The organism is Streptomyces sp. NPDC000151, assembly GCF_040301705.1.
Classification (GTDB): Bacteria; Actinomycetota; Actinomycetes; order Streptomycetales; family Streptomycetaceae; genus Streptomyces.
This window is the reverse complement of record NZ_JBEPFC010000051.1, coordinates 16,293-42,956: the sequence shown is the minus strand read 5'-3', so window position 1 is coordinate 42,956 and position 26,664 is coordinate 16,293. Positions and strand designations below refer to the sequence as shown.

24 protein-coding genes, 1 pseudogene and 1 riboswitch are annotated in these 26,664 nt (G+C 70.9%); of the genes and pseudogenes, 20 read left to right on the top strand and 5 right to left on the bottom strand.

The annotated features are described in order from the left end of the window. Positions 1–192, bottom strand: a pseudogene (locus tag ABT381_RS16860) (cysteine desulfurase); the annotation flags it as partial. 313 nt (positions 193–505) lie between these two features. Here ABT381_RS16860 and ctaC point away from each other — a divergent pair. The 4 genes from ctaC (at position 506) to ABT381_RS16840 (ending at position 4,985) form a co-directional block, all read left to right on the top strand. After that, on the top strand, positions 506–1,468 hold the full coding sequence (ctaC, locus tag ABT381_RS16855) for an aa3-type cytochrome oxidase subunit II (RefSeq protein WP_351594114.1): 963 nt from the start codon (positions 506–508) through the stop codon (positions 1,466–1,468). Beyond that, the gene (ctaD, locus tag ABT381_RS16850; protein WP_351594111.1) at positions 1,465–3,198 is read left to right on the top strand and encodes an aa3-type cytochrome oxidase subunit I; all 1,734 of its coding nucleotides are present in this window, start codon (positions 1,465–1,467) and stop codon (positions 3,196–3,198) included. Before ctaC ends, ctaD begins: the two co-directional genes overlap by 4 nt. Then, positions 3,195–3,593, top strand: a complete 399-nt coding sequence (locus tag ABT381_RS16845; protein ID WP_351594108.1) for a cytochrome c oxidase subunit 4 — start codon at positions 3,195–3,197, stop codon at positions 3,591–3,593. The genes ctaD and ABT381_RS16845 overlap by 4 nt, the downstream gene beginning before the upstream one ends. Positions 3,594–3,734: 141 nt before the next feature. After that, positions 3,735–4,985 carry a L,D-transpeptidase gene (locus ABT381_RS16840; RefSeq protein ID WP_351594105.1) on the top strand — a complete coding sequence of 417 codons (1,251 nt, stop codon included), beginning with the start codon at positions 3,735–3,737 and terminating at the stop codon, positions 4,983–4,985. Positions 4,986–5,074: 89 nt separating this feature from the next. Here the strand turns inward: ABT381_RS16840 and ABT381_RS16835 are convergent, their stop codons facing one another. After that, positions 5,075–5,476 (bottom strand): DNA-binding transcriptional response regulator, encoded by a 402-nt coding sequence (locus ABT381_RS16835; RefSeq protein WP_351594103.1) that lies wholly within the window; start codon positions 5,474–5,476, stop codon positions 5,075–5,077. A gap of 286 nt (positions 5,477–5,762) precedes the next feature. On the opposite strand from ABT381_RS16835, the gene ctaE reads away from it, so the two are divergent. From ctaE to ABT381_RS16805, 6 genes are all read left to right on the top strand, one after another. Next, on the top strand, positions 5,763–6,383 hold the full coding sequence (ctaE, locus tag ABT381_RS16830; protein WP_351594101.1) for an aa3-type cytochrome oxidase subunit III: 621 nt from the start codon (positions 5,763–5,765) through the stop codon (positions 6,381–6,383). Between the two features lie 79 nt (positions 6,384–6,462). Continuing rightward, positions 6,463–7,272, top strand: coding sequence for a cytochrome bc1 complex diheme cytochrome c subunit (gene qcrC, locus ABT381_RS16825; RefSeq protein WP_351594099.1), 810 nt, complete (start codon positions 6,463–6,465; stop codon positions 7,270–7,272). Further along, the gene (gene qcrA / locus ABT381_RS16820; RefSeq protein WP_351594097.1) at positions 7,269–8,330 is read left to right on the top strand and encodes a cytochrome bc1 complex Rieske iron-sulfur subunit; all 1,062 of its coding nucleotides are present in this window, start codon (positions 7,269–7,271) and stop codon (positions 8,328–8,330) included. Before qcrC ends, qcrA begins: the two co-directional genes overlap by 4 nt. Further along, the gene (gene qcrB, locus ABT381_RS16815; protein ID WP_351594094.1) at positions 8,327–9,967 is read left to right on the top strand and encodes a cytochrome bc1 complex cytochrome b subunit; all 1,641 of its coding nucleotides are present in this window, start codon (positions 8,327–8,329) and stop codon (positions 9,965–9,967) included. Before qcrA ends, qcrB begins: the two co-directional genes overlap by 4 nt. A gap of 158 nt (positions 9,968–10,125) precedes the next feature. Beyond that, positions 10,126–11,190 (top strand): anthranilate phosphoribosyltransferase, encoded by a 1,065-nt coding sequence (gene trpD, locus ABT381_RS16810; RefSeq protein ID WP_351594091.1) that lies wholly within the window; start codon positions 10,126–10,128, stop codon positions 11,188–11,190. Between the two features lie 77 nt (positions 11,191–11,267). Further along, a riboswitch (SAM riboswitch) is annotated at positions 11,268–11,384 on the top strand. Between the two features lie 199 nt (positions 11,385–11,583). Continuing rightward, positions 11,584–12,990, top strand: coding sequence for an aminotransferase class V-fold PLP-dependent enzyme (locus tag ABT381_RS16805; protein ID WP_351594089.1), 1,407 nt, complete (start codon positions 11,584–11,586; stop codon positions 12,988–12,990). A gap of 85 nt (positions 12,991–13,075) precedes the next feature. Here the strand turns inward: ABT381_RS16805 and ABT381_RS16800 are convergent, their stop codons facing one another. Beyond that, positions 13,076–13,357 (bottom strand): Lrp/AsnC family transcriptional regulator, encoded by a 282-nt coding sequence (locus ABT381_RS16800; protein ID WP_031056779.1) that lies wholly within the window; start codon positions 13,355–13,357, stop codon positions 13,076–13,078. Beyond that, complete coding sequence (locus ABT381_RS16795) at positions 13,354–14,103, bottom strand: rhomboid family intramembrane serine protease (protein WP_351594085.1); 750 nt, start codon at positions 14,101–14,103, stop codon at positions 13,354–13,356. The genes ABT381_RS16800 and ABT381_RS16795 overlap by 4 nt, the downstream gene beginning before the upstream one ends. Positions 14,104–14,293: 190 nt before the next feature. On the opposite strand from ABT381_RS16795, the gene ABT381_RS16790 reads away from it, so the two are divergent. The 6 genes from ABT381_RS16790 to ABT381_RS16765 all read left to right on the top strand — a co-directional run bounded on the left by ABT381_RS16790 (position 14,294) and on the right by ABT381_RS16765 (position 21,200). After that, positions 14,294–14,533, top strand: a complete 240-nt coding sequence (locus tag ABT381_RS16790; RefSeq protein WP_351594082.1) for a hypothetical protein — start codon at positions 14,294–14,296, stop codon at positions 14,531–14,533. 18 nt (positions 14,534–14,551) lie between these two features. Continuing rightward, entirely contained in the window at positions 14,552–15,922 is a 1,371-nt protein-coding gene (locus tag ABT381_RS16785; RefSeq protein WP_467754615.1) for an NYN domain-containing protein, read from the top strand. A 315-nt stretch (positions 15,923–16,237) separates the two neighbouring features. Further along, entirely contained in the window at positions 16,238–17,260 is a 1,023-nt protein-coding gene (locus ABT381_RS16780) for a C40 family peptidase (protein WP_351594079.1), read from the top strand. 296 nt (positions 17,261–17,556) lie between these two features. Continuing rightward, positions 17,557–18,606: a C40 family peptidase gene (locus tag ABT381_RS16775; protein ID WP_351594076.1), complete on the top strand. Its 1,050-nt coding sequence runs from the start codon at positions 17,557–17,559 to the stop codon at positions 18,604–18,606. An 86-nt stretch (positions 18,607–18,692) separates the two neighbouring features. After that, complete coding sequence (locus ABT381_RS16770; RefSeq protein WP_351594129.1) at positions 18,693–19,958, top strand: hypothetical protein; 1,266 nt, start codon at positions 18,693–18,695, stop codon at positions 19,956–19,958. Between the two features lie 99 nt (positions 19,959–20,057). Continuing rightward, the gene (locus ABT381_RS16765; RefSeq protein ID WP_351594074.1) at positions 20,058–21,200 is read left to right on the top strand and encodes a glycosyltransferase family 4 protein; all 1,143 of its coding nucleotides are present in this window, start codon (positions 20,058–20,060) and stop codon (positions 21,198–21,200) included. 86 nt (positions 21,201–21,286) lie between these two features. Here the strand turns inward: ABT381_RS16765 and ABT381_RS16760 are convergent, their stop codons facing one another. Next, a complete protein-coding gene (locus ABT381_RS16760) occupies positions 21,287–23,080 on the bottom strand; it encodes an AMP-dependent synthetase/ligase (RefSeq protein ID WP_351594071.1) in 1,794 nt (597 codons plus the stop codon). Between the two features lie 275 nt (positions 23,081–23,355). On the opposite strand from ABT381_RS16760, the gene ABT381_RS16755 reads away from it, so the two are divergent. The 4 genes from ABT381_RS16755 to ABT381_RS16740 all read left to right on the top strand — a co-directional run bounded on the left by ABT381_RS16755 (position 23,356) and on the right by ABT381_RS16740 (position 26,635). Further along, entirely contained in the window at positions 23,356–24,105 is a 750-nt protein-coding gene (locus ABT381_RS16755; protein ID WP_351594126.1) for a metallophosphoesterase family protein, read from the top strand. A gap of 199 nt (positions 24,106–24,304) precedes the next feature. Beyond that, the gene (locus ABT381_RS16750) at positions 24,305–24,778 is read left to right on the top strand and encodes an SRPBCC family protein (protein WP_351594068.1); all 474 of its coding nucleotides are present in this window, start codon (positions 24,305–24,307) and stop codon (positions 24,776–24,778) included. A gap of 2 nt (positions 24,779–24,780) precedes the next feature. Next, the gene (locus ABT381_RS16745) at positions 24,781–26,019 is read left to right on the top strand and encodes an ArsA family ATPase (RefSeq protein ID WP_351594065.1); all 1,239 of its coding nucleotides are present in this window, start codon (positions 24,781–24,783) and stop codon (positions 26,017–26,019) included. A 100-nt stretch (positions 26,020–26,119) separates the two neighbouring features. After that, a complete protein-coding gene (locus ABT381_RS16740) occupies positions 26,120–26,635 on the top strand; it encodes a DUF5304 domain-containing protein (protein WP_351594063.1) in 516 nt (171 codons plus the stop codon). Positions 26,636–26,664: the final 29 nt, after the last annotated feature.

Here is a 26,664-nt window from a genome sequence, read left to right as displayed (position 1 = left end):
GACCAGCTCGTCGGGGCGGCAGCCGACCGCCTCCGCCGCGGCCTCGCGCGCGGCGTCCAGCAACAGCCGGGCGCGCCGCCCCTCCCGGTACAGCCGGGCCGGATCGGCCCAGCCCTCGTCCAGCGCGGCGTGCAGCGCCTCGCGGGCGACGGGGTGCAGGGGAGCGGAGGACGCGGCATCGAAGTAGGGCACGGGCGAAACGCTAACGCGTGCGGCCCGGCGCGCCGGGCGCGGCGTCGGATGCCGGAAGGAGCGGCCGGGCGCGGCGTCAGAAGCCGGGAGGAAGCGGGGAATCCGGATGCCGCGGGGGTCCAGTGGGAGGGGATGGCCACCCCTTCGGGGGGTGACGCGCCGCGTTGGGCACCCTCCCCGCGCGACGCCAAATAGCGTCCAGTAGGGTTTGGTCCGCATAAACATCCAAACCCCTGCCCGTGACGGGCCGGCGACCGACCAGCTGAGACGGCCGCAGCCGGTTCTGCGGGCGAGACTCTCGGGAAGGCGCTACGTGAGTCCCAACGGCTCCGACCGCTCGTCGCGGCGCCCGATGCGGCGGAAGCTGCCGCAGGTGCTGGCTGCGGGCCTGGTCCTGGCAACCGCGACCGGTTGCACATACAAGGACTTCCCCCGCCTCGGCATGCCAACGCCCGTCACCGACGAGGCGCCGCGGATCCTCTCCCTTTGGCAGGGCTCCTGGGCCGCCGCCCTCGCAACGGGCGTGCTGGTGTGGGGTCTGATCATCTGGAGCTGGATCTTCCACCGCCGCAGCCGGACCAAGGTGGAGGTCCCCGCACAGACCCGGTACAACATGCCGATCGAGGCGTTGTACACCATCGTCCCGTTCATCATCATCGCGGTGCTGTTCTACTTCACCGCGCGCGATGAGAACGAACTCCTGAAGACTTCGAAGAAGCCCGACCACGTCGTGAACGTCGTCGGCTTCCAGTGGAGCTGGGCGTTCAACTACATGGAGGACGTCGACGGCAACAAGTCGAACTCGGCGGTCAACTCCAAGGACCTCTCCGCGATCCCGGACAAGTGGAAGAAGTCGGCGCCCAAGGGTGCCGAGGGCGTCTACGACCAGGGCACGCCGGGCCAGCGGAATCCGCAGAACGGCATGCCAGGGCCCACGCTGTGGCTGCCCAAGGGCGAGACCGTCCAGTTCATCCTGACCTCGCGCGATGTCATCCACTCGTTCTGGGTGGTGCCGTTCCTGATGAAGCAGGACGTCATCCCGGGTCACACCAATGTCTTCGAGGTGACTCCCAACAAGGAGGGCACCTTCAGGGGCAAGTGCGCCGAGCTCTGCGGCGTTGACCACTCCCGGATGCTCTTCAACGTCAAGGTCGTGTCTCCTGAGCGGTATCAGGAGCACCTGAAGGACCTGGCGAAGAAGGGCCAGAACGGTTACCTGCCGGCCGGTATCGAGCAGACCGACCACGCCAGGAACGCGGAGACCAAGAACAAGTGAGCATCCTCAACGAACCTCAGGGTGCCGCCGCCGCATCGGCTCCGGCAGCACCACCCGTACGCAGGAAGCAACCCGGCAACGTCGTGGTGAAGTGGCTGACGACCACCGACCACAAGACGATCGGCACGCTCTATCTGGTGACGTCGTTCGCCTTCTTCTGCATCGGCGGCCTGATGGCGCTCTTCATGCGCGCCGAGCTGGCCCGTCCCGGCACGCAGATCATGTCGAACGAGCAGTTCAACCAGGCGTTCACGATGCACGGCACGATCATGCTGCTGATGTTCGCGACGCCGCTGTTCTCCGGGTTCGCGAACTGGATCATGCCGCTGCAGATCGGCGCGCCCGACGTGGCGTTCCCGCGGCTGAACATGTTCGCCTACTGGCTGTACCTCTTCGGCTCGCTGATCGCGGTGGCCGGCTTCCTCACCCCGCAGGGTGCGGCCGACTTCGGCTGGTTCGCCTACTCCCCGCTGTCGGACGCGGTCCGCTCGCCGGGCGTCGGCGCCGACATGTGGATCATGGGTCTGGCCTTCTCCGGCTTCGGCACGATCCTCGGCTCGGTCAACTTCATCACCACGATCATCTGCATGCGTGCCCCCGGCATGACGATGTTCCGGATGCCGATCTTCACCTGGAACGTCCTGCTGACCGGTGTGCTGGTCCTGCTGGCCTTCCCGGTGCTGGCCGCCGCGCTGTTCGCCCTGGAGGCGGACCGTAAATTCGGTGCGCATGTGTTCGATGCGGCAAATGGTGGCGCACTACTCTGGCAACACCTCTTCTGGTTCTTCGGCCATCCAGAGGTGTACATCATCGCGCTGCCATTCTTCGGCATCATTTCCGAGGTCATTCCGGTCTTCTCGCGCAAGCCGATGTTCGGTTACATCGGCCTGATCGCGGCGACGATTTCGATCGCGGGTCTGTCGGTGACCGTGTGGGCGCACCACATGTACGTCACGGGTGGCGTGCTGCTGCCGTTCTTCTCCTTCATGACGTTCCTCATCGCGGTACCGACCGGTGTGAAGTTCTTCAACTGGATCGGCACGATGTGGAAGGGCTCGCTGTCCTTCGAGACTCCGATGCTGTGGGCGGTCGGCTTCCTGATCACCTTCACCTTCGGCGGTCTGACCGGCGTCATCCTGGCCTCCCCGCCGCTGGACTTCCACATCTCCGACTCGTACTTCGTCGTGGCGCACTTCCACTACGTCGTCTTCGGTACGGTCGTCTTCGCGATGTTCGCCGGCTTCCACTTCTGGTGGCCGAAGTTCACCGGCAAGATGCTGGACGAGCGGCTCGGCAAGATCACGTTCTGGACGCTGTTCATCGGCTTCCACGGCACCTTCCTGGTCCAGCACTGGCTGGGCGCCGAGGGCATGCCGCGTCGTTACGCCGACTACCTGGCGGCCGACGGCTTCACCGCCCTGAACACGATCTCGACGATCAGCTCCTTCCTGCTGGGTCTGTCGATGCTCCCGTTCATGTACAACGTCTGGAAGACGGCGAAGTACGGCAAGAAGGTCGAGGTCGACGACCCGTGGGGCTTCGGCCGCTCGCTGGAGTGGGCGACCTCCTGCCCGCCGCCGCGGCACAACTTCCTCACGCTGCCGCGCATTCGCTCCGAATCCCCGGCGTTCGACCTGCACCACCCTGAGATCGCCGCGCTCGACGTGCTCGAGAACGACGGTCAGAAGGACACGGCGCTCATGGGCGGCACGAAGGAGGCCGGCAAGTGAAGATCCAGGGCAAGATGTTCATCTGGCTCTCCGTCTTCGTCCTCGCCATGGCGTGCGTCTATGGCGTCTGGTCGAAGGAGCCGGCGGGCACCACCGCGCTGTTCCTGGCGTTCGGCCTGTGCATCATGATCGGCTACTACCTGGCCTTCACGGCCCGGCGGGTCGACGCGGGCGCACAGGACCGCAAGGACGCGGACGTCGCGGACGACGCCGGTGAGGTGGGCTTCTTCAGCCCGCACAGCTGGCAGCCGCTCTCGCTGGGCATCGGCGGTGCGTTCGCCTTCCTGGGCGTCGTCTTCGGCTGGTGGCTGCTGTACTTCTCCGCTCCGATCATCCTCGTCGGCCTGTTCGGCTGGGTGTTCGAGTACTACCGGGGCGAGAACCGCACGCAGTAAGCGCCGCTCTCGTACGGACGGGTCGGGCCCGGTCACTCCAAGGAGTGGCCGGGCCCGACCCATTTGCAGTCCTTGAACGCGCCGCACCGGCGTGGCTGTTCGTATTTTGGGCTCATGAGCCATATGCCACGATCCCGGACGGTGCTCAGCTCAGCGCTCCTGCTGCTGCCCCTGGCGGCGGGGGCCACCGGGTGCGGCGGCGGGGCCACGTCGGATCCGCTCGCCGCCCAGCCCTACGACGCGGCCGGCCAGATCGCGGCCAACGCCCCGGCGGGCGCGCGCAAGGCCGACCCCGACCGGCCACTGGAAGTCACCACCACGGGCGACGAGGCGCGGATCACGGACGTCACCGCGACGGACACCGCGGGGCGCCACATCCGCGGCCGGCTGTCCACCGACGGCACCCGCTGGCGCAGCTCCGTACCGCTCGCCGCCGGCACCCGCTACACGGTGCGGGTGAGCACCGAGGACAGCGACGGCAAGCCGGGCCGCAAGGTCCTGCGGATGGAGACGCGGGGCGGCGGCGACCGGCGGTTGCGGGTCACCTTCGGGCCCGACAGCGGCACGTACGGCGTCGGCCAGCCGCTCACCGCCGAGCTCAGCCGGCCGGTGCACGGCGCGCGCGCCAAGGTCCTCGTGGAGGGCGCCCTGAAGGTCGACAGCAGCCCGCGCGTGGTGGGTTCCTGGCACTGGGTCGACGAGCGGACGCTGCACTACCGCCCGCGCTCCTACTGGCCCGCGCACGCCTCCGTCGAGGCGTACAGCAACCTGCAGGGCCTGAAGGTCGCCAAGGGCCTGTACGGCGGGCCCGGCAAGCCCGTGCGGATCCGTACCGGCGACCGGGTCGTGGCGGTCACCGACGCCGCCGCGCACCGGATGACGGTCCGGCGCAACGGCAAGGTGATCAAGACGCTGCCCGTCACCACCGGCAAGGCCGGCTTCGAGACCCGCAACGGCATCAAGACCGTGCTGGGCAAGGAGGCGTTCGTCCGGATGCGCAGCACCACGGTGGGCATCTCCCGGAGCAGTTCGGAGGCGTACGACCTGCCGGTCCACTGGGCCACGCGGGTCACGTGGAGCGGCGAATACGTGCACGCGGCGCCCTGGTCCGTGGGCTCGCAGGGCGCGGCCAACGTCAGCCACGGCTGTACGGGCATGTCGACCGGCAACGCGCACTGGTTCTTCGACCACGTACGGGTCGGCGACGTCGTCCAGGTGGTCAACAGCAAGGGCGACAAAATGGTCCCGTTCGACAACGGGTTCGGCGACTGGAACCTGTCCTGGGGCAAGTGGCGCGCCGGCAGCGCCCTGGGCGGCGGCGTGAGCGGCGCCCAAAGCGACGAGGAGGGCGCCGCGCCCGCCGACGCCGCCAGACTGCGCCCGCGGGTGTGAGCGGCCCGCAGAACGGCACACAGCGCCCCGTCCGGGCCATTCCCGCCCGGACGGGGCGCTGCTGCGTCCTCGGTGCCGCCCGGCGGCCCTCAGGTCTGCGCGAGCAGGCGGCGGCGCAGCAGCCCCGCCAGCGCGTCCGCGAACGCCACCGGGTCGACCGGGTGGGTCACCGCGGCGTCGGCCCGGCTCCAGGTCGCGAGCCAGGAGTCCTGCGGGCGGCCCATCAGCAGCAGCACCGGCGGGCAGTGGAAGATCTCGTCCTTGATCTGCCGGCACACGCCCATGCCGCCCGCCGGGGCGGTCTCGCCGTCCAGGACGCAGACGTCGATGCCGCCCTGCTCCAGGGCCGTGAGGACGGCCGGGAGCGTCGCGCACTCCACAATCTCCACCTGCGGCACGTCGGCGGCGGGCCGCCGGCCGGCCGCGAGACGCACCTGCTCGCGGGTGCCCGCGTTGTCGCTGTAGACCAGCACCGTGGCAGTCGCCTGCATCGTTCCTCCACGCTTTTGGGGAGCACCGTCGACGGGAGCACCACTGGGGCCGGTCCCGTTCAGCGGATGCTACTGCCCGGAAGGGCCCGCGCAGGAGGGTTCGTACGGATCAATGCTCCGCCCGACGGCCCGTCAGGACTGGTCGGAGCGGGGGTGTCAGGGGTGTGCGGAACGTGTGCTTCCCCCCTTCGGGGGATGCCGGCACTGGACCGTACGGGCAGCGCACACCCCCTTGACACACCGAACGGCACCCCCCGGAGTGAGCGCAAGATAAGCGACCGACATAATGTCGGTCGTGGCGACAGCAACAGCAGTAGAAACCGGGCACGCGCACCCGTCGGTCAATCGGCCGAACCTCACCAGCGTCGGAACCATCATCTGGCTGAGTTCCGAGCTGATGTTCTTCGCGGCCCTCTTCGCGATGTACTTCACCCTCCGATCGGTGACCGGAGCTGATTACTGGAAGGAATCCGCCGATGCGCTGAATCTTCCGTTCTCCGCGACGAACACGACGATCCTGGTGCTCAGCTCTCTGACGTGCCAGCTCGGTGTTTTTGCGGCCGAGCGCGGCGACGTCAAGAAGCTCCGGGCCTGGTTCGTGATCACCTTCATCATGGGTGCGATCTTCATCGGCGGTCAGGTCTTCGAGTACACGGAGCTGGTCAAGCACGAGGGTCTCTCGCTCTCGTCCGGCCCGTACGGCTCGGTGTTCTACCTGACCACCGGCTTCCACGGACTGCACGTGACAGGCGGTCTGATCGCCTTCCTGCTGGTCCTGGGCAGGACGTACGCGGCAAAGAGGTTCACCCACGAACAGGCCACCGCGGCCATCGTCGTGTCCTACTACTGGCACTTCGTCGATGTCGTCTGGATCGGCCTCTTCGCCACGATCTACCTGATCCGGTAACAGGTCCCGCACCGGACCCGCATTCGGAACAGACACAGCCAAAGCATCGACGCAGAAGATCCTGACACCGGGGTAATCCGTGAAAAAGCTCTCCGCACGACGGCGCCATCCGCTGGCGGCGCTCGTCGTCCTACTCTTCGCGCTGGCGGTCACTGGGGGGCTGTACGCCGCGTTCGCGCCGGCGGACAAGGCTCAGGCCGATGACACCGCCCAGTCTCTTGCCATCAAGGAGGGCAAGAAGATCTTCGCCGTGGGCTGCGCCAGCTGCCACGGCACCGGCGGTCAGGGCACCTCCGACGGCCCGAGCCTGGTCGGCGTGGGCGCTGCCGCCGTCGACTTCCAGGTCGGCACCGGGCGTATGCCCGCGCAGCAGCCCGGCGCCCAGGTGCCGAAGAAGAAGAACATCTACAGCCAGGCCGAGATCGACCAGCTGGCGGCGTACGTCGCGTCGCTCGGCGCCGGTCCCTCCGTGCCCGGCAAGGAGCAGTACAGCAAGGACGGAGCGGACATCGCCAAGGGCGGTGAGCTGTTCCGTACGAACTGCGCGCAGTGCCACAACTTCACCGGTAAGGGCGGTGCCCTGACCAACGGAAAGTTCGCACCGGCGCTTGACGGTGTGGACCCGAAGCACATCTACGAGGCCATGGAGACCGGCCCGCAGAACATGCCTTCGTTCGGTGACGGCACTCTCTCGCAGTCCAACAAGAAGGACATCGTCGCTTACCTCGGTGAGGTCAACGGCGACAAGACCGCGAGCCCCGGCGGCATGGACCTCGGCGGTCTCGGCCCGGTCAGTGAGGGCCTCTTCGGTTACATCTTCGGCCTGGGCGCACTGGTCGCGGTCGCCATCTGGGTCGCAGCCCGGACAGCGAAGGCCAAGAAGTCATGAGTGAGACTGGACGACACACAGACGTGCCAGAAGAAAACCTGCCCAGTGGGCGCGAGGGCGCTCACGGTGACGTGGCGACGAAGGAGAACCCCTTCGCCGACCCGGGCCTGCCCCCCCACGAGCACCGCATCCAGGACATCGACGAGCGGGCGGCCAGGCGCTCCGAGCGCACTGTGGCTCTGCTCTTCACGGTGTCCATGCTCGCGACGATCGGCTTCATCGCCTCGTACGTGATCTTCCCGATCGACAAGATCATCTACGTCTGGCCGCTCGGCCACATCAGCGCGCTGAACTTCGCGCTGGGCCTGACGCTGGGCGTGGCGCTGTTCTGCATCGGCGCCGGCGCGGTCCACTGGGCCCGCACGCTGATGTCGGACGTGGAGGTCGCCCAGGAGCGGCACCCGATCGAGGCCGAGCCCGAGGTCAAGGCCAAGGTCATGGCCGACTTCCGGGAAGGCGCCGCGGAGTCCGGCATGGGCCGCCGCAAGCTGATCCGCAACACCATGTTCGGCGCGCTGGCCCTGGTGCCGCTGTCCGGTGTGGTGCTGCTGCGCGACCTCGGTCCGCTGCCGGAGAAGAAGCTCCGGACCACGGGCTGGAAGAAGGGCATCCGCCTGGTCAACCAGTCCACCAACCTCCCGCTGCGTCCCGAGGACATCGCGGTGGGCTCCCTCACCTTCGCCAAGCCCGAGGGCCTGGAGGAGAGCGACGAGGAGTTCCACCAGAAGATCGCCAAGGACGCCCTGATGCTCGTGCGGATCCAGCCGCAGAACATCAAGGACAAGCAGGAACTTGAGTGGTCGCACGAGGGCATCGTGGCGTACTCGAAGATCTGCACCCACGTCGGTTGCCCGATCTCCCTGTACGAGCAGCAGACGCACCACGTGCTCTGCCCCTGCCACCAGTCCACCTTCGACCTTTCCGACGGTGGCCGCGTGATCTTCGGCCCGGCGGGTCACCCCCTGCCGCAGCTGCACATCACGGTGAAGGACGGCTACCTCGAAGCCGTCAGCGACTTCGCGGAGCCCGTCGGCCCGAGCTTCTGGGAGCGCGGATGAGTAACGAGACGAGCGCGACCAACGCGCGCCGCGGCCAGGCGCCGCGGGGCGAGCGGATCGCCGACTGGGCGGACGGCCGGCTGGGCATCTACAGCCTCGCCAAGTCCAACATGCGCAAGATCTTCCCGGACCACTGGTCCTTCATGCTCGGTGAGATCTGCCTCTACAGCTTCATCATCATCATCCTGACCGGCGTCTACCTGACGCTGTTCTTCCACCCGAGCATGGCCGAGGTCGTCTACCACGGCTCCTACGTGCCCATGCACGGCATCCGGATGACGCAGGCCTTCGAGTCGACGCTGGACATCAGCTTCGACGTCCGCGGCGGCCTGCTGATCCGGCAGATCCACCACTGGGCCGCGCTGGTGTTCCTCGCCGGCATGATGGTCCACATGATGCGGGTGTTCTTCACCGGCGCCTTCCGCAAGCCGCGCGAGGTCAACTGGCTGTTCGGCTTCCTGCTGTTCGTCCTGGGCATGTTCACCGGCTTCACCGGTTACTCGCTCCCCGACGACCTGCTGTCCGGCACCGGTGTCCGCTTCATCGAGGGTGTCATCCTGGCGATGCCGCTGGTCGGCTCGTACCTGCAGATGTTCATCTTCGGCGGGGAGTTCCCCGGCCACGACATCATTCCGCGGTTCTTCACGGTGCACGTCCTGCTGCTGCCGGGCATCATGCTCGGCCTGCTGGTGGCGCACCTGATCCTGGTCTTCTACCACAAGCACACGCAGTTCCCGGGTGCCGGCAAGACCGAGAAGAACGTGGTCGGCATGCCGCTGCTGCCGGTCTACATGGCCAAGGCCGGAGGCTTCTTCTTCCTGGTCTTCGGTGTGATCTCGGTGATCGCCGCGATCGCGAGCATCAACCCGGTGTGGGCCATCGGCCCGTACCGTCCGGACCAGGTGTCCACCGGCGCCCAGCCCGACTGGTACATGGGCTTCGCCGAGGGTCTGATCCGCGTCATGCCCGGCTGGGAGTGGAACATCGCGGGCCACTACACCATCAACTTCGGTGTACTGATCCCGATCGTCATCTTCCCGGTGGTGCTGGCGGCCATCGCGGTCTACCCGTTCATCGAGTCCTGGGTCACCGGCGACAAGCGTGAGCACCACCTGCTGGACCGCCCGCGCAACGCCCCGACCCGTACCGGCTTCGGTGTGGCCTGGCTCTTCGCCTACCTGGTCATGCTCGTCGGTGGTGGCAACGACCTGTGGGCCACGCACTTCCACCTGTCGATCAACTCGATCAGCTGGTTCGTCCGGATCGCGTTCTTCGTGGGCCCGGTGCTGTCCTTCATCATCACCAAGCGGATCTGCATGGGTCTGCAGCGGCGCGACCGCGACAAGGTGCTGCACGGACGCGAGTCCGGCATCATCAAGCGGCTGCCGCACGGTGAGTTCATCGAGGTGCACGAGCCGCTCACGCAGGACCAGATGCACGCGCTCACCCAGCACGAGCAGCCCAAGCCGCTGGAGATCGGCCCCGAGGTCGACGAGAACGGCGTCAAGCGCAAGATCAAGCGCTCGCACAAGCTGCGCGCCAAGCTCTCCAAGGGCTTCTACGGCGAGGACAACTACATTCCGAAGCCGACGGTGGAGGAGTACGAGGAGATCACCAGCGGCCACGGCCACCACTGATCTCCGCGGGGCCGCGGTATCGACACCGTGACCCCGAGCACGTAGCAAGGAACGCCACCCAGAGGGCCCTGTCCGCGCACCGGACGGGGCCCTCCGGCGTACCTACGGGCCCGATAGGCTCGCTGTGAAGATTTTTGACTCACCCAGGAGCGTGGACCATGAACGTTGTGACCCCGGATGGCGGCGGCAGCGTGGCGGCCCGCACCTGGCCGGGCGTGCTGAACGCCCTCCTCGAAGGCAGTGACCTCTCCGCCGACTCCACCGAGTGGGCGATGGACCGGATCATGCGCGGCGAGGCCAGCGACGCGCAGATCGCCGGCTTCGCGGTGGCGCTGCGCGCCAAGGGCGAGACGGTCGCGGAGATCTCCGGGCTGGTCAGCGCGATGTACCGGCACGCCAACCTCATCGAGGTGCCGGGCCCCAGCGTGGACATCGTCGGCACCGGCGGCGACGGCGCCAAGACCGTGAACATCTCCACGATGTCCTCGATCGTGGTGGCCGGCACGGGTGCGAAGGTCGTCAAGCACGGCAACCGCGCCGCGTCCTCCGCGAGCGGAGCCTCCGACGTCCTGGAGAAGCTCGGCGTGAACCTGGACCTGTCGCCGCGCCGGGTGGTGGAGGTCGCCGAGGAAGCAGGCATCACCTTCTGTTTCGCGGTGAAGTTCCACCCCTCGCTGCGGCACGTCGCACCCGCCCGCAGCCAGCTGGGCATCCGCACGACCTTCAACGTGCTCGGTCCGCTCACCAACCCGGCCAAGGTCACGGCCCAGGCCACCGGCGTGGCCGATGCCCGGATGGCGCCCATCCTGGCCGGCGTGCTCGCCGAGCGCGGCTCCTCCGCGCTGGTCTTCCGCGGCGACGACGGCCTGGACGAGCTGACGACCACGGCCACCTCCACGGTGTGGGTGGTCCGGGACGGCACCGTGCGCGAGGTGTCCTTCGACCCGCGCGACGTCGGCATCGAGCTGGTGCCGGTGGACGCGCTGCGCGGCGCGGACGCCTCGTACAACGCGGACGTCGCCCGCCGCCTGCTGGCCGGCGAGCCGGGTCCGGTACGGGACGCGGTCCTGCTGAACTCCGCTGCGGCGCTGGTGGCACTGGCCCCGACGGACGCGCCGCTGAACGAGCAGATCGCGGCGGGGATGGCGAAGGCGGCGGAGTCGATCGACTCGGGCGCGGCACGGGCGACGTTGGAGCGCTGGGTGGCTGCTTCGAACGCGTAACGTCCCGCGGCGCGAGGGGGTGTCCGCATCCCGGACACCCCTTGCGGCGTTCCGATCATGTGGCATGATTCTCGGCAGGTCACGAGTGACAGCGATTAGGCCCCGGCTTGCTGTCCGGCAACCCTCCGTCCGTGGCGGGGTGCCCCGGGTGATGACCAGGTCGCAGGCAGCAAGGCCGGCGGCAAGCGCGGATCCCTCGCCAGGGATCCTGGTTATCGAGGGAGCTCTTCCGTGATGCAGCGAATGCGCTAGGGCCTGTAGGCCCCTTTTTCCCAACACCCCGCCTGTGGCGCCCCTCTGTCCGAGGTACCTGTGCGCCCGCGGGTCTTTCCACGCCCTGTGCGTGTCATTCGCCTACTTCGCACATCTCGTGCATCCCCGGGAGACTCCGCCATGTCCGTGCGCCCTGAAACCGCCCTCGCCACCGCCGACACCGCCGACGCCGAGCCCGCCTGCACCGCCGCCGCGCCGCTCCCCGTCCTCGGCAGCGACGTGCGCGTCCCGCTCGTCACCGGCGGCGAGGTCACCTACGCCGCGCTGGACTACGCCGCCAGCGCCCCGGCCCTGCAGCGGGTGTGGGACGACGTGGCCGCGTACGCGCCGTACTACGGGAGCGTGCACCGCGGCGCCGGGTACCTCTCCCAGCTCTCCACCGACCTCTTCGAGAACAGCCGGAAGACGGTCGCGGAGTTCCTCGGCTGCCGGGAGGCGGACCAGGTCGTCTTCACCCGCTCGACGACCGACTCGCTCAACCTGCTGGCCGGCGTGCTCCCCGCGCACACCCGGGTGTTCGTCTTCGAGACCGAGCACCACGCGTCGCTGCTGCCCTGGGAGCAGCGGGCGGACATCGGCGTGACGTACCTCAACGCCCCGCGGACCCCGCAGCAGGCGGTCGACACGCTGGAGCAGGCGCTCGCGGACCGCGAGCCCTACGGCCCGGCGCTGGTGTGCGTGACCGGCGCGTCGAACGTGACCGGTGAGCTGTGGCCGGTGCGCGAGCTGGCCGCCGCGGCGCACGCGCACGGCGCGCGCATCGTGCTGGACGCCGCGCAGCTGGCCCCGCACCACCCGGTGGACATCGCCGAGCTGGACGTGGACTGGGTGGCCTTCTCCGGCCACAAGCTGTACGCGCCCTTCGGGTCCGGCGTGCTGGCCGGCCGCGCCGACTGGCTGCAGGACGCCGAGCCGTACCTGGCCGGCGGCGGCGCGAGCCGCAAGGTCGCGCGGCGCGAGGACGGCGGGGTGCAGGTGGAGTGGCACACCACGGCCGCCCGGCACGAGGCCGGTTCGCCGAACGTGATCGGGGTGTACTCGATCGCCTCCGCGTGCAAGGCGCTGACCGAGGCCGGGTTCGACAACCTGGTCGCGCGGGAGCAGGAGCTGATCGGCACGGTGCGGGCCGGGCTCGCCGAGGTGCCCGAGGTGAAGGTGCTCTCGCTGTTCGGCGACGACGCGCCGCGGGTGGGCGTGCTGTCGTTCGTCGTGGAAGGCTGGAACAGCTCGCACTTCGCCGCCGCGCTGTCCGCGGAGTACGGTATCGGCGTACGGGACGGGCTGTTCTGCGCGCACCCGCTCGTGCGGACGCTGCTGGGCAGTGACCCGCAGGACCCGGGCGAGTGCGGCGCGCCGGACGCCAGGCCGGGGGAGCGGTCGCTGAACGCCATCCGGGTGAGCTTCGGCGCCGGGACGCCGGACGAGCACGTGGAGCGGTTCGTCACGGCGGTGAAGGAGCTCGTGCGGGACGGCGCGCGGTGGTCCTACCGGACCGAGGAGGGGCGCTGCGTCCCGGACCGCGGCTGAGCCGGGCCGGCCTACGGCCGGTGTCCTCAATCGCCGGACGGGCTTGATTTTGCGGCCTGTCCGGCGATGACGTGCGGGCGGTGTTTCAGGCGTCCAGTCCGATCGCGAACGCCGCTTCCAGGTCGTGCTGGGAGTACGTGCGGAACGCGATGTGGGTCTCGGTGGCGGCGACGCCGGGGACCTTGCTGATCCGGCCGGGGATGACGTCGGCCAGTTCGTCGTGCTCGGCCACCCGGACCATCGCGATCAGGTCGTGCGCGCCGGTGACCGAGTAGACCTCGCTGACGCCGTCGAGCGCCGCGATCTTCTCGGCGATCTCCGGGATCTGGTCCACGCTGGTCTTGATGAGCACGATCGAAGTGATCACGGTTGGCTCTCTCCCTCGGTCGGCCGTTCTGTGGGCTCCACCCTACCGGGGAGGCCCGGCGCGGCCTGCGGTGGAGCGGCCGGGACGTGGTAGCGGACCCAGGCGTACAGGAAGCCCAGCAGGAAGCCGACGACGTGGGCCAGGTAGGCGACGCCGGGGCCGTTGACCGCGCGCTGTGCGGCCAGCCACTGCAGCGCGAACCAGAAGAGCAGCACCGCCCAGGCGGGGAAGCGCAGCGGCAGGAAGAAGAGGAACGGGAAGAGGCTGGTCACCCGCGCGCGGGGAAAGAGGTAGAGGAAGGCGCCGAGCACGCCGGAGATCGATCCGGACGCGCCGACCAGGGTCTGGCCCGACTCGGCGTGCGCCGCCGCGTAGCCCATCAGGGCCACGTAACCGGTCAGGACGTAGAAGACCGCGAAGTGCAGCCGGCCCATTCTGGCCTCGGCCATGCCCCCGAAGACGTAGAGGAAGAGCATGTTGCCCAGCAGGTGCAGCCAGCTGCCGTGCACGAAGAGCGCGGTGAGCGGGGTGAGCAGGGCCTTCGGATCGCCGCTCCACAGGTCGCGGGGGATGACGCCCCAGCGGGCGAAGTACGCGCTCTGTGCCTGCAGGAGCGATTCGCCGGTGCCGTGTATCCCGTTCAGCCCCGAGGCCGGGCCGATGACGAACACCACGCAGCAGATGCCGATGAGGACGTTGGTCATACGGGAGAACACGGTCCGCGGGGACGGAAACGAGGCCGACATGAAGTGATCATGGCGTAATAGCCACAAAGGGGACAGAGTGCCTCGCCGTGTTCCGGTACCCGGGCGGGGACGGCACCCGGTCGCCACCAGGCCGTAGGGTTACGGGCAGTACTTTCCGTACTTCCGCAGTCCGACGGCGCACCGCGAGAACCCGCACAACGTACGACGCTTGACGAAAGAGGACGACACAATGGCTGTTCCCCTGCCGACGGCCGAAACCCGGTGGCGCTGCACCCTGTGTGGCAACCTCACGCGTTTCGACGTGACCCGCCAGTCCAAGGTGGTGGAGTACGTCCACCTCGACCTGGCCGGCGAGCCCAAGGTCGAGGAGCGCGAGGTGCTCAGTGAGAGCATCGAGTCCGTCCGCTGCCGCTGGTGCAACGCGGTCGACCAGATCGAGCTGGTGGACCGCCCCGGCGCGGACGTCTGAGATCGGAGCGGTGCAGCAGTGGTGGAGCGTCCAGCAGGGCATGAGGGGGAAGAGCGCGATCCGGAGGCCGGTGCGGCCGACGAAGTGCTCGACCGTCCCCTGCCCGAGGGCGTGCGGCGCCGTGTCGTGGCGCTCACCGCGGAGTCCTTCGGCGGCCTGACGGTCGCCGAACTCCCGCCACCTCTGCGCCAGTACGCCCGCTTCACACCCTCCCGGCGGGTGAAATTCGCGGGCAACGCGATGGCCGCGTCGCTGGAGAGCGATCCGGTCTTCCGGCAGCGGATCGCGGCCCGGCTGCGCGAGACCCAGGCCGAACTGGCCGAAGCCCTGCAGCAGGGCACCCCGCCCGCCGCCGCCGACCCGATGGATGTCGCGGCGGCGGCCTACGTTCTGCGCCCGCCGGGCTGGGCGAAGCTGGTCGCCGCCGTGGGCGAGGAGGTCCGGCGCGCGGACGAGCAGCGGGCCGGCGAGGAGGCCGAGCGGGAGCTCGCCCGGCTGCGGGAGGAGCTGGCCGAGGCGCGGGCGGCGTCCCGCGCGGAGGCCGACCGGGCGAGAGGCGAGCTCGAAGCGGCGCGCAAGGAGAACGACGCGCTGCAGCGCAAGCTGCGCAGCGCGCTCAGCGACGTGAAGCGCGCGCAGGCCGCGGCGCGCAAGGCGGAGGACGAGACCGAGTCGCTGCGCTCCGCCGCGGCCACGGACAAGGCGACCAGCGACAGCGAGATGCGCCGGCTCAAGGCCCGGGTCGCGGAGGCGGAGTCGGCGCTCGAAGCGGGGCGCCGCGCCGCGCGGGAGGGGCGCAGCGTCGAGGACATGCGCCTGCGACTGCTCCTGGACACCGTCCTGGACGCGGCGCAGGGTCTCCGCCGCGAACTGGCGCTGCCGCCGGCCAATGTGCACCCCGCCGACACGGTCGACGCGGTCGAGCCGGGCCGGATGACCCCGAAGGACGTCGCGGCGCGCGCCCTGTCCGACATGGACCCGGCGCTGCTGGACCAGCTCCTGGCGCTGCCGCAGGCCCACCTCGTGGTGGACGGCTACAACGTCACCAAGACCGGCTATCCGACGATGCCGTTGGACAAGCAGCGGCTGCGGCTGCTGGGCGGGCTGGCCGTGCTGGCCGCGCAGACCGGCGCCGAGATGACATGTGTCTTCGACGGCGCCGAGCTGGCCGCGCCGGTACTGCTCGCCCCACCGCGGGGCGTACGGGTTCTTTTCAGCAAACCGGGCGTAACGGCCGATGAGTTGATTCGTCAGCTGGTACGGGCCGAACCGCCCGGCCGCCCCGTCGTGGTGGTCTCCACCGACCGCGAAGTGGCCGACGGCGTGGCGAAGGCGGGGGCCCGCCCGGTGGCATCGGCCCTTCTTCTCAAGCGACTTGCCCGTACCTGAACGGGCGTCGGGCGTGGTGCGGAAGGTGTGGGATAGAACACTCCGCAGCCCTTCAGGCGGTCTCGGAGCGTCAGTTACCTGCTACGGGCGGTGCCACATTGGTAAAGGATGCGCGTGTGGCCAAGTTTTTTCCCGTGAAGATTTGAAGCGATCACAACTCGGTTACTAAGGTCAGGCCCGAGCCTTCATGCAGTTGATCATCCAACCGGGATGAACAGTGAAGGAACCGCCGAGTCCGCGGCGTTCACGCGGAGCCGGGGATCCCAGTTCCCCCACCACCCGGTAGGCGGCTGAAGGAAGAAGGAGCTCGCCCCCGTGGCGTCCCACCGTCGACCCAAGCAGCCGAGCCGCACGCGCGTCACCGTGTTCACCGCGACCGCCGCCGCTGCGGTCGCCCTGTCCTCCCAGGCCGCCCAGGCCGCGCCGAAGCAGACCAAGGAAGAAGTCAAGTCCGAGGTCGACAAGCTCTACGAGCAGGCGGAGCAGGCCACCGAGAAGTACAACGGTGCCAAGGAGGACCAGCAGAAGCTGCAGAAGGAGGTCGACCGCCTCCAGGACAAGGTCGCCCGTGGCCAGGAAGACCTGAACAAGCTCCGCAAGGGCATCGGCACGGTGGCCTCGGGCCAGTACCGCAGCGGAAGCATCGACCCCTCGGTGCAGCTCTTCCTCTCCGGCGACCCGGACACCTATCTGGAGAAGGCCTCCACGCTCGACCAGTTGAGCGGCAAGCAGGCCTCGCAGCTGAAGGTCATCGCGGACAAGCAGCGCACCCTGTCCCAGGAGCGCGAAGAGGCCGCCGGCAAGATCAAGGACCTCTCCGACACCCGTAAGGCGCTGGGTGACAAGAAGGACGAGATCCAGGGCAAGCTCGCCAAGGCGCAGAAGCTGCTCAACACCCTCACCGCCAAGGAGCGCGCGGCGCTCCAGGCCAAGGAGGAGCGCGCCAACCGCGCCAACAGCCGGGTCGACCTCGGCAGCGCCGTCCCCAGCTCGCAGCGGGCCGCCGCGGCCCTCGCCGCCGCGAAGACGAAGATAGGCTCGCCCTACGTCTGGGGCGCCACCGGCCCGTCCTCCTTCGACTGCTCGGGCCTGACCTCCTGGGCGTACCAGCAGGCCGGCCAGTCGCTGCCGCGCACCTCGCAGGAGCAGGCGACCGCCGGCACCCAGATCGGCCGCGGCCAGCTCAAGCCCGGCGACCTGGTGCTCTTCTACAGCGACCTGCACCACATCGGCCTGTACGCGGGCAACGGCCAGGTGCTGCACGCGCCGAAGCCGGGCGCCGCGGTGCGCTTCGAGTCGATGGACAACATGCCCTTCATGTACGGCGTCCGCGTCTGACATGTACGGCGTCCGCGTCTGACGCGCTACGCGGCCGACGCTGCGTGACGACGGGCGGCTCCGACACGCCGGAAACGTCCGAACGTGCCGCCCGATCGGGGGAATTGCGGCAGCCGCCCCTGACTTACCGCCTCGCCGGTGACCTGCACAGTCACCGGCGAGGCGGATTTTTGTGCGGGTTCGGAGGTCTTTGGCCGGGGTGTACCGGCGCGATTACTGTCTGCCCTCGCAGCCGCCGGACACGGACCGCCCGCCCCGGGCGGCAGGGGCTGCACGGGAAGGGAGTGCGGCCTCACGTGGCGTCCCACCGCCGTTCCTCGCCGGCCGGCCCGCAGGGCCCGGCACGGATCACGCTGATGTCGGCCGCCGCCGCGGCCACCGCCGCCGCGCTGACCGCGGTCCCGGCGACCGCCGACCCCGGTACCGGCACCGGCCGCACCGCGAGCCACGCGCAGCTCACCTCGCGCGTCGACGCGCTCTACGCCCGCGCTGAACGGGCCACCGAGCGGTACAACGGCGCCAAGGAACGCACCGCCGAGCTGCGCGACCAGGTGGCGGTACTCCAGGACCGCGCGGCCCGCGCCCAGGAACGCGTGAACCGCCTGCACGACCGGCTCGGCGCGATGGCCGCCGCCCAGTACCGCTCCGGCGGCGTGGACCCCTCGCTCGCCCTGATGCTCTCCGCGCGCCCCGCCGACTACCTCGACAAGGCGCAGACCCTGAACCGGCTCGGCACCGCCCAGGCCGGACGGCTGAACCGGCTGGTGGACGCCGAGCGGGTGCTGCAGCGCGAGCGCCGGGAGGCCGCCGGCCGGCTGGCCCGGCTGGAGGAGGCCCGGCGCGCCGTCGCCCGCCACAAGCACGCCGTCGAGCGGAAACTCGGCGCGGCCCGGCAGCTGCTCGCCTCCCTGCCCGCGCGCGACCGGGCGGCCTACGCCCGCGCCTCGCGCGGCGCCCGCGACGGTGTGCTCCCGGAGCTCACCGAACTCTCGGGGCTCTCCGGCCGGTCCGCGCTCGCGGTGGCCGCGGCCCGCTCGGCGGTCGGCGCCCCGTACGTCTGGGGCGCCTCGGGCCCGCGCTCCTTCGACTGCTCCGGGCTGATGCAGTGGGCGTACGCCAGAGCTGGGGTCTCCCTGCCGCGCACCTCGCAGGCGCAGCGGTACGCCGGACGCCAGGTCCCGCTGTCCCAGGCCCGCCCCGGCGACCTCGTCATCTACCGCTCCGACGCCAGCCACGTCGCGATGTACGTGGGCAACGGGCAGGTCGTGCACGCGCCGCACCCGGGCGCGCAGGTGCGGTACGACCCGGTCGGCATGATGCCGGTGTCCGGGGTGACCCGGGTCTGAGGCCGGTCCCACCGGAAGCGGCTGACGAGCGTCCGAATGTTGTCCGCCGGTATCCGCTCACGCGTACGATTCGGCGCGTGGTGGAAATGCGGCGGCCGTACCGGCGGCACACGGCGGTGACCTGGGCGGCGGCCTGTCTGGCCCTGCTGCTCGCGGTGCTCACGGGCTGCGGCGGCCCCTCCCGCGAAGTGACCGACAGTACGGCCGTGCGGCAGGTGCTGGACGCTCGCGCCGCCGCCGTCCGCGACCGGGACGAAGGCGCCTTCCTCGCCTCGGTGGACCCGGCGGCGGACGGCTTCCGGGACCGGCAGCGGGCGATGTTCGCGAACCTGCGTGGCGTGCCGCTCGCCGACTGGCGCTACCGCCTCGTGCGCACCGGCGCCTTCCCGCTCCCCGCCGCGGCGGGCGGCGGCCCCCGCGTCGCCGCCGAGGTCCGGCTCCGCTACCGCCTCGCCGGATACGACACCGCGCCCGTCACGGCCGTCCAGTACCTCACCCTCACCCGGCGCGACGGCCACTGGCGGATCACCTCGGACACCGACGGCGCGCCGAACGGCAAGCGGACGGCGCGTCAGCTGTGGGACCAGGGCCGGGTCCGGCTCGTGCGCGGCGAGCGCAGCCTGGTGCTGGGCACCGGGCAGTCCGCGGCGCGGCTGCGCGAGCTGGCCCGGCGCACGGACGCCGCGGTGCCGGCCGTCGCGGACGCCTGGCCGGGCCGCTGGTCGCGCAAGGTGGTGGTCGAGGCGCCGGACTCGGTGCGCCGCATGGCCGAGCTGCTGGGCTCCTCGGACGACTCCGCGTACACGGGGATCGCGGCCGTCACCACGGGCGAGGCGGGCGCCTCGAACCGGGCACCGGCGGACCGGGTGATCGTGAACCCGCAGGCGTACGGGGAGCTGAGCGACCTCGGCCGCCGCATCGTCCTCACCCACGAGACGACCCACGTCGCCACGCGTGCCGTGACGACGGCCGCCACCCCGCTGTGGCTCTCCGAGGGCTTCGCCGACTGGACCGCCTACCGCACGGCACGGCGCACGCCGCGCGCCGCCGCACCGGAACTGACCCGCGCGGTGGCCGCGGGCCGCCTGCCGGAGCGGCTGCCGACCGCGGCGGACTTCACCTTCGACGCGGGCGCCGACCGCCTGAACCGCGCGTACGAGGGCGCCTGGCTGGCCTGCCGCCTGATCGCCGACACGTGGGGCGAGGACCGCTTGGTGGCCTTCTATCGGGCGATGGCCCATGCGCCCGAGGGCGCGGCGGGCCTGGACCGGACGATGCGCGAGGAGCTGCATCTCTCAACGGCAGAGTTCACGGCCAAGTGGCGAACGTACGTGCAGCGTGCGCTGGGCTGAGGTACGAGGTCCGTACCTTTCCCGCCGCTGTGGTTGCTCGCGCAGTTCCCCGCGCCCCTCACGGGGCGCCCCATGCGGCACGCGCTACTGTCGGCCCTGATGGACAAGACCCTCATCGTCACGAACGACTTCCCGCCCCGCCCCGGCGGCATCCAGGCATTCCTGCACAGCATGGCGCTGCGTCTCGACCCGGAGAAGGTCGTCGTCTACGCCTCGACCTGGAAGCGCGGCGCGGACGGCACCGCGGCCACCGCGGCCTTCGACGCGGCGCAGCCGTACCCCGTCTTCCGTGACCGCACCACGATGCTCCTGCCGACCCCCCGGGTGACCCGCCGCGCAGCGGCCCTGCTGCGCGAACACGGCTGTACGTCCGTGTGGTTCGGCGCCGCGGCCCCGCTCGGGCTGATGGCGCCCGCGCTGCGCGCGGCCGGCGCGCGCCGGATCGTGGCCACCACCCACGGCCACGAGGCGGGCTGGGCGCAGCTGCCGGGCTCGCGGGAGCTGCTGCGGCGGATCGGCGAGGGCACGGACACGATCACGTACCTGGGCGAGTACACCCGCTCCCGGATCGCGCGGGCGCTGACCCCCGCGGCCGCCGGGCGGATGGCCCAACTGCCGCCCGGCGTGGACGAGAAGACCTTCCACCCCGGCTCCGGCGGCGAGGAGGTACGGGCCCGCCTGGGGCTCGCCGACCGCCCGGTCGTGGTGTGCGTGTCCCGGCTCGTGCCGCGCAAGGGCCAGGACACCCTGATCGAGGCCATGCCGCGGATCCGGGCGGCGGTGCCGGGCGCGGCCCTGCTGATCGTGGGCGGCGGCCCGTACGAGAAGGACCTGCGCGCCCTCGCGGACAACCGCGGTGTGGCCGACGACGTGTACTTCACCGGCGCCGTCCCGTGGGAGGAGCTGCCCGCCCACTACGGCGCGGGCGACGTCTTCGCGATGCCCTGCCGCACCCGGCGCGGCGGCCTGGACGTGGAGGGCCTGGGCATCGTCTACCTGGAGGCGTCCGCCACCGGGCTGCCGGTCGTGGCGGGCGACTCGGGCGGTGCCCCGGACGCGGTGCTGGACGGCGAGACCGGCTGGGTCGTGCCGGGCGGCTCCCCGACCGCCGCCGCCGACCGCATCGTCCCCCTCCTCCAGGACCCGGCCCTGCGCCGCCCCATGGGCGAGCGCGGCCGCGCCTGGGTCGAGGAGAAGTGGCGCTGGGACCTGCTGGCTGAACGCCTGAAGGAGCTGCTCTAGCCCCCGGGAACGAGGGCAGCCGCTCCGGAACGACGCCGGCCGGCCCGCGGACAAGCGGGCCGGCCGACGTCGTACGTACGGGGCGCTCAGCCCCGGTACAGCGCTTCGATGTCCTCGGCGAAGTCCTTCGCGACCACGTTGCGCTTGAGCTTGAGCGACGGGGTGACGTGCCCCGACTCCTCGGTGAACTGGTTCGGCAGGACGCGGAACTTGCGTACCGACTCGGCGCGCGAGACCGCCGCGTTGCCGTCGTCCACCGCGCGCTGGACCGCGGCCAGCAGCTCCGGGTCCTCGGTCAGCTCGGCGGCGCTCTTGCCCACCTTGCCGTGCTCCGTGGCCCAGCGCGGCAGGAACTCCTCGTCGAGGGTGACCAGCGCGCCGACGAAGGGCCGGCCGTCGCCGACGACCATGCACTCGGCCACCAGCGCGTGCGCTCGGATGCGGTCCTCGATGACGGCGGGCGCGACGTTCTTGCCGCCGGCCGTCACCAGGATCTCCTTCTTGCGCCCGGTGATCGCGAGGTAGCCGTCCTCGTCCAGGGTGCCGATGTCACCGGTGTGGAACCAGCCGTCGGACAGCGCTTCCGCCGTGGCCTGCTCGTTGTTCCAGTACGTGGTGAAGAGGTGCTCGCCGTGCAGAAGGACCTCGCCGTCGTCGGCGATGCGGACGACGGAGCCGGGGAGCGGCTGGCCGACCGTGCCGATCTTCTGCCGGTCCCAGGGGTTGAAGGCGGTCGCGGCGCAGGACTCGGTCAGGCCGTAGCCCTCCAGGACGGTGAAGCCGATGCCGCGGTAGAAGTGGCCGAGCCGCTCGCCCAGCGGCGCGCCGCCGGAGATCGCGTGCGTGGCGCGGCCGCCGAGCACGGCGCGCAGCTTGCCGTAGACCAGCCGGTCGAAGACCTTGTACTTGAACTTCAGGCTCATCGACGGGCCGGCCGGGGTGTCCAGCGCGCGGCTGTAGGCGATCGCGGTGTCCGCGGCCTTGTCGAAGATCTTGCCCTTGCCGTCGGCCTGCGCCTTGGCCCGCGCGGTGTTGTAGACCTTCTCGAAGACGCGCGGCACGCCGAGCACCATCGTGGGCTTGAACGCGGCCAGTTCGTCGGTGAGGTGCTTGATGTCCGCGACGTGGCCGAGCTTGATGGGGGCCATCACGGAGGCGACCTCGACCAGGCGCCCGAAGACGTGCGCGACCGGGAGGAAGAGGAGTACGGAGGAGTCGCCGGTACGGAAGAGGGGGCGCAGCCGCTCGACGATGTTGCCGCACTCGGCGAAGAAGGCGCGGTGGCTGAGGACGCAGCCCTTGGGGCGGCCCGTCGTGCCGGAGGTGTAGACGATGGTGGCGGGGGAGTCGGCGTCGGCGAGGGCGCTGCGCGCGTCCACCTCCTCGTCCGGCATCCCGTCGCCCGCGGCGTGCAGCCGGGCTATCGCGTCCCGCTCGATCTGCCAGATGTTGGCGAGGGCCGGGAGCCGGTCGCGCACCGACTCCACCGCGGCCTCGTGCCCGGGCGTCTCCACCAGGCAGGCCACGGCGCCGGAGTCGCCCAGTATCCACTGGATCTGCTCGGGGGAGCTGGTCTCGTAGACGGGGACGGTGACCGCGCCCGCGCTCCAGATGGCGAAGTCCAGCAGCGTCCACTCGTAGCGCGTGCGGGACATCAGGCCGACACGGTCGCCGGGCCCGACGCCGGAGGCGATCAGGCCCTTGGCCACGGCGCGTACCTCGGTCAGGAACGCGGCGGCGGTGACGTCCTGCCACTGGCCGGCGACCTTGCGGCCGATGACCGCGACATCGGGGTGCTGCGCGGCATTCCGGCGGATGAGATCCGTCAGATTGCCGTCCGCGGGGACCTCGTACAGGGCCGGAAGGCTGAACTCGCGCAAGACTGCTGCTCCTCGGTGGCGCCGGCGTCACCACGCGATGCGTCAGGCCGGCTGCGGTCCATGATCAGGCAAGGGGGATTGGACTGCCCGGACGTTACCCATCGGTATGCCTTCGGGGATAGGGGGTCCCGCCCAGATGTTTTATGCGTCACACACATCCGGACGGCTTACGCGCAGCGTAGTCCAGGCTTTCGGTGACTCGGAAGTAACCGCAGGTGAGGGGGGTCTCCCGGCAGCCGTTCCGGGGGCCTAATCTGAGCCGTATGCGCGTACATGTGGTCAGTGACGTACATGGCAACAGCCGGGACCTCGCCACCGCGGGGGAGGGGGCCGATGCCCTGGTCTGCCTCGGCGACCTGGTCCTCTTCCTGGACTACGCCGACCACTCGCGCGGCATCTTCCCCGACCTCTTCGGCACCGAGAACGCCGACCGGCTCGTCGAACTGCGCACGGCCCGCCGCTTCGAGGAGGCGCGTGAGCTGGGCCGCAGGCTGTGGGCGGGGCGGGACCGGCACGCCGCCATCGAGGGCGCGGTGCGCAAGCAGTACGCCGAAATGTTCGCCGCGTTCCCCACTCCGACGTACGCCACCTACGGCAATGTCGATCTCCCCCGTCTTTGGCCGGAGTTCGCCGGTCCCGGCACCGCCGTCCTGGACGGCCAGCGGGTGGAGATCGGCGGCCGGGTCTTCGGCTTCGTCGGCGGCGGCCTGCGGACCGCGATGAACACGCCCTTCGAGATCAGCGACGAGGAGTACGCCGCGAAGGTCGAGGCGGTCGGCGAGGTGGACGTGCTGTGCACCCACATCCCGCCCGACGTCCCCGACCTCTGCTACGACACCGTCGCCCGCCGCTTCGAACGCGGCAGCCGCGCCCTCCTCGACGCCATCCATCGCACCCGCCCGCGCTACTCCCTCTTCGGCCACGTCCACCAGCCGCTGTCCCGCCGGATGCGGATCGGCCGGACAGAATGCATCAATGTCGGGCATTTCAATGCCACTGGGACGCCATTCGCGCTGGAGTGGTGACCCGCGCGGCCCGTGGACACCCGCGGATACCCGTGGACACCCGTGGCGCACCGGGCCACGCCCGCGGACCGCGGGTCGGGGCGGCCCCCGCCGCGCGGTAGCCTTCAGCAGCAGGGTCGGACACGGTCGTCCGCACCGTCCGGACACGGGCCCCACGAGTCGGCGCACCGGCATGAATCGGCATGGAGGAGTCACGGCGATGGCCGAACACACCAGCTCTAGCATCACGATCGAGGCGGTACCCGCCGATGTGATGGGAGTGATCGCCGACTTCGACCGCTATCCGGAATGGACCGGTGAGGTCAAGGAGGCCGAGGTACTGGAGAAGGACGACCAGGGCCGCGCGCAGCAGGTCCGGCTCGTGCTGGACGCCGGCGCCATCAAGGACGACCACACCCTCGCCTACACCTGGACCGGCGAGCACGAGGTCGCCTGGTCGCTCGTCAAGTCCCAGATGCTGCGCGCCCTGGACGGTTCCTACCGCCTCGCGCCGCTGGACGGCGGGGCGCGTACGGAGGTCACGTACCAGCTCACCGTCGACGTCAAGATCCCGATGCTCGGCATGATCAAGCGCAAGGCCGAGAAGGTCATCATCGACCGCGCGCTGGCCGGCCTGAAGAAGCGCGTCGAGAGCGGCGCCCCGGGCTCCTCCGACGAGGCCGCGAGCGGCTGAGCGTGCGCACGGTCCTCGTCACCGGCCCCGGCGGCGCGGGCCGCACCACCGTCGCCGCCGCCACCGCCCTCGCGGCGGCCCGGCGGCAGCGCGTCCTCTTCCTCACCCTGGAGAGCGGCGTCCCCGAGGCGGTCCTCGGCACGCCGCTGACCGGCGAGCCCACCGAGCCCGCGCCCGGCCTGTGGGCTCTGAGAGTCGACACCGCCGACCACTTCCGCCGCGAGTTCCTGGCCTTCCAGGAGCGCGCGGCGGCCGCGCTCGACCTGCTGGGCGCCACCCCGCTGGACGAGGACGAGCTCACCGAACTCCCCGGCGCGGAGATCTTCGCGCTGCTGCACGCGCTGCGCGCCGCGCACGAGGCCGGCGCCTGGGACCTGGTCGTCGTCGACCTGCCGCCCGCCGACCGGGCCGTCCGGCTGCTCGCCCTGCCCGAGCAGGCCCGCCGGGGCCTGCGCCGGCTGCTGCCCGCCGAGCGGCAGGCGGCCCGCGCGCTGCGCCCGGTGCTCGCCCAGCTCGCCGGGGTCCCGATGCCCGCGCAGAAGGTGTACGAGACCGCCGCGCGCTGGGAAGGCGAACTGGCCGCCGTGCAGGCGGTCATCGAGGACCCGGGCACCAGCGTCCGGCTGGTCGTCGAGCCCGGCCCGGCCGGCGCCGCCGACCTGCGCACCACCCGCGCCGGCCTCGCCCTCTTCGGCCACCGGCTGGACGCCGTGGTCGCCAACCGGCTGCTGCCCGCAGGCTCCGCCGACCCGTTCCTGGCCGGACTCTCCGGTCAGCAGCAGGCCGCCCTGAAGGAGCTGCGGGAGGAGTTCGCCGGGGTGCCGGTGCACGAGGTACCGCACCTGGGCCGCGATCCCCGCGGGACGGCGGAGCTGGCCGAGCTGGCCGAGCTGATCGGCGGGCCGGACGGCGCCGCGGACTGTGCCGCGGAGGGTGCCACGGACGGCGGTACGCGCCGCGCGGACCTCGACGGGACCGTGGCGGACCGCCTCGCCGAGGACGGGCTGCTGGTCTGGCGGCTGCCGCTGCCCGGCGCGGCCCGTGACGCCCTCGGCCTGGTCCGCCGCGGCGACGAACTGATCATCACGGTCGGCCCCTTCCGGCGCATCCGTACGCTCCCCTCCGCGCTGCGCCGCTGCACCGTCTCCGGCGCCGGGCTGCGCGACGGGGTACTGCACGTCCGTTTCACCCCCGACCCCGACCTGTGGCCCCGAGAGCGCGGCGGGCCGTCCGGTCAATGAACGAACGGTGCAGGTCCCGGGCTCCGGGGCCGGTGAGTACCGCCATTCCGGTAACGTCGGAAGCACCCGCACTCCGACGTACCGCCGCCAGGAGCCCGTCATGAGCGATGACACCGAGCGCCCCGCCGACAACCCCCACCGGCCGGACCACGACGCCTGGGAACAGGCATGCGCCGAGGACCTGGCGGCGGAGCGGGCCCGCCACCGTACCGAGCACGGCCGGCAGCCGGGCAGCGCCGCCGAGGAGCTGCGCAAGCTCGCCGAGGCCGTCACCGACAAGCTCGCCGGCATCCAGCTGCCCGGCGCGGTCGGCGGCATGGCCGCGAAGGGCGCGGTCAACCAGTTCCTCCAGCAGGCCAGGGCCGCCGTCGAGCCGGTTATCGAGCGCAACCCCGACGTCTTCGACCACCTCGCGGCGGCCGGCTCCGAGCTGCTCGCCGCCTACCGCTCCGCCGTCGAGGCGGGCGAGCGCCGCTGGACCCGGGGCGCCGCCGACGACCGGGACGCCACGGCACGCGGCCCGCGGGCGGAAGGCCCGGAGCGCCCCGGCGGCGGACCGCGCGACGACGACGGCCCCGCGGGCGCGGGCGGCAGCGAGCGGATCGACCTCGACTAGCGGACCGGTCTTTATCGGAGGACCGGCCC